The sequence below is a fragment of the Pelomonas caseinilytica genome, from assembly GCF_021353235.1.
Lineage (GTDB): Bacteria > Pseudomonadota > Gammaproteobacteria > Burkholderiales > Burkholderiaceae_C > Pelomonas > Pelomonas caseinilytica.
Map to the genome: position 1 here is coordinate 1 of NZ_JAJTWT010000031.1, position 4,309 is coordinate 4,309.

At 63.9% G+C, this 4,309-nt stretch carries 4 protein-coding genes; 2 read left to right on the forward strand and 2 right to left on the reverse strand.

All coding sequences use genetic code 11. From position 1 onward, the window contains the following. Nucleotides 1-128 precede the first annotated feature (128 nt). On the forward strand, nt 129-656 hold the full coding sequence (gene lepB, locus LXT12_RS26570) for a signal peptidase I (protein WP_255763803.1): 528 nt from the start codon (nt 129-131) through the stop codon (nt 654-656). A 59-nt stretch (nt 657-715) separates the two neighbouring features. Then, on the forward strand, nt 716-1,111 hold the full coding sequence (locus tag LXT12_RS26575) for a WapI family immunity protein (protein ID WP_233395536.1): 396 nt from the start codon (nt 716-718) through the stop codon (nt 1,109-1,111). Nucleotides 1,112-1,179: 68 nt separating this feature from the next. Here the strand turns inward: LXT12_RS26575 and LXT12_RS26580 are convergent, their stop codons facing one another. Then, nucleotides 1,180-2,562, reverse strand: a complete 1,383-nt coding sequence (locus tag LXT12_RS26580) for an IS110 family RNA-guided transposase (RefSeq protein ID WP_233395538.1) — start codon at nt 2,560-2,562, stop codon at nt 1,180-1,182. Nucleotides 2,563-3,330: 768 nt separating this feature from the next. Further along, on the reverse strand, nt 3,331-4,309 hold a 979-nt coding region (locus LXT12_RS26585), incomplete at its 5' end, for an IS3 family transposase (protein WP_233395540.1).

Sequence of the window (4,309 nt, forward strand, 5' to 3'; positions counted from 1 at the left end):
CCCCTCTCGCACCGACCGCCGGCCCCATCGGGTTTGCGGTTCAGTCCAACGGGTTTATCCGCCGCCGCCATGTCACCACGTCTTCCTGCCTCGCCTGAGCGGCGGATAAACGCTATTCGTTAGACCTCATGAGCCGAACGACTATCACCTACAGAGTTGGCCAAAAGCCAGACGGTTCGTCACTGCTTCGCCGAGTATCGGTATCGATCGCCGCGCGGCTTGCGGGGCACAGCGTCTATACCGTACCAAATCAAAGCATGCTGTCCACCCTTCGTCTCCATGACGTAGTGCAACTTGATGAGTCGGCCTATGTTTCCTCCGCGATCCAGCGCGGTGACGTAGTCGTCTATCGCAGCCTGAAACACGACAACATGCTGCTTCCCGGCCGTGTCGTCGGGCTGCCGAACGAAACATTGGAGTTGCGGAATGGTGCACTTCATGTCAATGGGCTAGAAATACCGGAACCCTACGTTGATGGCGATGCTGCCGAACAGCCCCACTCAAGAGTGTTTGGCGAGTTTCTCGTACCCAATGGCCACGTGTTTCTGCTGGGCGATTTCCGTGACATGAGCGAAGACAGTCGGTTTATTGGGCCCATACCCAAAGACCTCATCGTTGGTCGCATTACCCATGCAGCAGGCCAGCGTGAGGTCTAACCCCTCCGTCAAGGGGACCTGCCTTCGGCAGGCCCCTTACGTCGAACGTTAGGCTTCACATGCACACCATCCAGCTCGGGTCGGAGTCCGAGTTCGTTCGAATCACGCTTCGGAATCCGTATCTCTCCGAGGGCTGGTGCCAGGCGTCAGTGGAGATAGTTGTGCCTGGCTTCAGCGGTCAGATTGAGCCGTGGCTTGAAGCTGGCGACATTGAGTCCTTCCACGCCGAGCTTGAGCAGTTGTACAAATCGCTCAAAGGTGTGGCCCGACTCCACCCGCGAGAGGAGCAGTTCACTCTGCTGGTCCAAGCGAAGGCCGCAGGCCATGTCACCGTAAGCGGAGTCGCTTGGTCCCAAGCCACCTTCGGCAACAAGCTTGCGTTCGCAATCGAGTTGGATCAGTCATACCTTCCCAGTACGCTGTCCCAAATGACCGGCGCTACCAGCGCAAAGTGAAGCCTCTCAAGAAACACCCTCCAAGTAGTTGATTCCATTGACTGCTGACGCAACGGCCTGACGCTCGATCAGGCCGTTTGCGTTTCTGGCACCAGCTTCATGCCGAGCTGCTGGGCGCGCCGGCTGAGGCTGGCCACGACGCGCAGGCGGTAGCGCTCCTCGAAGTAGTCCTGCCCCTGGTCCGTGTACTCCTGCCCTCGGGTCAGCATCGCGTAGATCAGCCGCGCCAGCTTGTGAGCCGCTGCCGTCACGGCCTTGGCCTTGTCCATGCGAGCGCACATCCGCCGGTAGTACGCCCCCAGTGCCGACTTGCTGGTGCGCAGTGCCGCCGCTGCCAGCCGCAGCGCCTGCGCCGCCCGGTTGGCATTGGGCAGCGTGCGCCCGCTGAGCAGCTTGCCGCCGCTGATCTTGGTGCCCGGGCTCAGTCCCAGCCAGCTCGCGAAGTGCTTGGCCGTCGGGAAGCGGCTCAGGTTCGCCCCTGTCTCCGACACCACCACCAGCGCCGTCGTCACGTCCACGCCGTCGATGCGCGTGAGGTCCACCCCGCACATCTGGAACAGCCGCGTGCGCAGGTCGAACTTGGGCGCGTTGCGGGCCGTGCTGCGCTTCTTGCCCTTGGCCGGCTCGTCCTCGCCCCGCCGCAAACTTTGCAACTGGGCCTCCAACTGCGTATCCAGCTCGGCGAGCTGCTGGCCGCAGAAGTCGAAGGCCGCCAGTGCCTGCTTGAGCGCGAACAGGTGCTCGTGGCGCCAGGTGCCGTGCAAGGCCCGGGCAATGTCGGCCTCACTGGCCTTGACGCGGCAGTTGCGCAGCGCCGCCAGCTTGGCGGGATCGCGCTCGCCGGCCACGATGGCGCGCACGATGGCCTGGCCGGTCACGCCGGCCACGTCGGAGATCACGCCGGTGAGTTGCAGGTTCATCTGCACCAGGGCCTTGTGCATGTGCTGCACGCTACGGGCCTGCGTGCGCAGCAGCGCGTGGCGCTGGCGCATGAAGGCGCGCAGCGCCACCACGCCGTCAGCCGGGCGGAAGGCGCCGCGCAGCAGGCCGTAGCTGTGCAACTGCTGCAGCCATTGGCAGTCCAGCACGTCGCTCTTGCGGCCCGAGACGTTCTTGACGTGGCGGGCATTGACCAGCAACACCTCGAAGCCGCGCGAGGACAGCAGCTCGAACAGCGGTATCCAGTACACGCCGGTGGACTCCATGGCGACGGTGTCCACGCGGCAACTGCGCAACCAGTCGGCAAGGGCGATCAGGTCGGCCGTGAAGGCACGGAACTCGCGCACGGGTTCGTCGTCGCGGTCGGCGGGCACGGCGACGAAATGAGAGTTGGCGCCGATGTCGATGCCGGCGGCGTGGGGATGGGTGATCTGCAGAGCGGGGCCGCGAGAAGGCGGCGGCTTGGCGGCCTTGGGTGCAGGTTGGGGAGAAGTCCGGTTGCGTCGTGCCATGGCGTACTCCAAGATGAAGTCGGAACGTGGCACCGGATCGGGTACGTCGTCGTGATCACTCTCTCAAACGGGATGCCGCAAGGTCGGCTTCGCAGCCAGCCCCACGGCTCACCACTGTCGATGACGCAGCCCATGACCACGCTAACCCGCGGGCAATGCGCACCATTGCTGCTCCGGTCTTCCCCGGTGCCGCGTTCCACCGTGCCACGATCTGGACCATCGCGCCAAGTGTTTCTTCGGGACGATTTGCGGGCGAGGCGGGCCGATTACTCCGCTAACCCCTCCGTCAAGGGGGCGTCCCGCAAGCGGGCCGCCCCTTACGTCGAACGTTAAAGCGCATGTTTCGCTGTCCACACTGCCGACAGTCAGGGCTTCGTACCGTCGAGTTGGCGCTTTCAGCGTCGTGGGCTCCCGCTCGCTGCAACGTCTGTGGGAAATCGGCGCATACAAGTGAAGCCCTTCGCTTTGCTTCAGCGTTTGTCCTCGAGTTGCTGATCTACGTGTCCGTAGCCATGGCGCTGTACTTCTGGAGTTGGTGGCCGTTCGCTCTTTTCGTTTTAACAGCGCTTGGCTTCCAGTTGGCTGCGCTGGTCGTACCGGCTGTCCCCACCACGCCGAAACGGGTGCAAAGGGCGCGCTGGATCCACCGTGGGGTTGTCTTGTTGTTCATCGCCGCCGTTGCATATGTGGCGCACAGTCGTGCGTAACCGAGCTCCGCGCTTTAACCTTTTGAACCGCCCCGGTATCGCGGAGGCCCGTTGGTTTAAGTCAGACGGTCGCGGCCTGACCAGCGCGTTGACGATGGTAGTTGGCCTCGAACTCGGCCGGCGGGACATAGCCGAGCGGCTCCATCAGTCGGTGATGGTTGAACCAGGCGACCCATTCCAGCGTTGCCAGCTCCACCGCCTGCTTGGTCTTCCACGGCCCGCACCGGTGGATCACCTCGGCCTTGTAAAGCGCGTTGATGGTCTCTGCCAGGGCGTTGTCGTAGCTGTCGCCCTTGGAGCCCACTGAGGGCTCGATGCCGGCCTCAGCCAGTCGCTCGCTGTAGCGAATGGACAGGTATTGCGACCCGCGGTCCGAGTGATGGATCAAGCCGTCGTCTTCAGACGGCTTGCGGTCGTACAGGGCCTGCTCCAGCGCGTCGAGCACGAACTCGGTATGCATCGAACTGCTCTGGCGCCAGCCCACGATACGCCGGCTGAACACGTCCACCACGAACGCCACGTAGACCCAGCCCTGCCAGGTCGAGACGTAGGTGAAATCCGAGACCCAGAGCTGGTTTGGCCGCTCGGCGCGGAACTGCCGGTTGACCCGGTCCAGCGGACATGGTGCCTTGGGGTCTGGGACGGTGGTGCGCACTGCCTTGCCTCGACGCACGCCCTGCAGGCCTTGCTGACGCATCAACCGCTCGACCGTGCAGCGCGCGACCGCCACGCCTTCGCGGTTGAGCTGACGCCAGACCTTGTCGGCGCCGTAGACCTGCATGTTGGCCTGCCACACGCGTTGGACCTGAGGCAACAGGCTCGCATCGCGCTGCGCGCGAAGAGAGCACAGCGCAGGATTGCGCTGGCGGGCCGCATGGCGCCAGTACGCCGACGGGGCGATCTGCATGACGCGACAGTGCGTATTCCATGCGATCGCGGACACCGTTCCGCTGTGATGGCGGACAGCATTCCGCCGTGATGGCGGACACCGTTCCACGCTGATGGCGGACAGCATTCCAAACTGATCGCGGACACCGGGA

What these genes read in the sequence shown, in the direction of transcription:
- lepB (WP_255763803.1), top strand. Translation starts at nt 129, where the DNA reads ATGAGCCGAACGACTATCACCTACAGAGTTGGCCAAAAGCCAGACGGT.
- LXT12_RS26575 (WP_233395536.1), top strand. Translation starts at nt 716, where the DNA reads ATGCACACCATCCAGCTCGGGTCGGAGTCCGAGTTCGTTCGAATCACG.
- LXT12_RS26580 (WP_233395538.1), bottom strand. Translation starts at nt 2,562, where the DNA reads ATGGCACGACGCAACCGGACTTCTCCCCAACCTGCACCCAAGGCCGCC.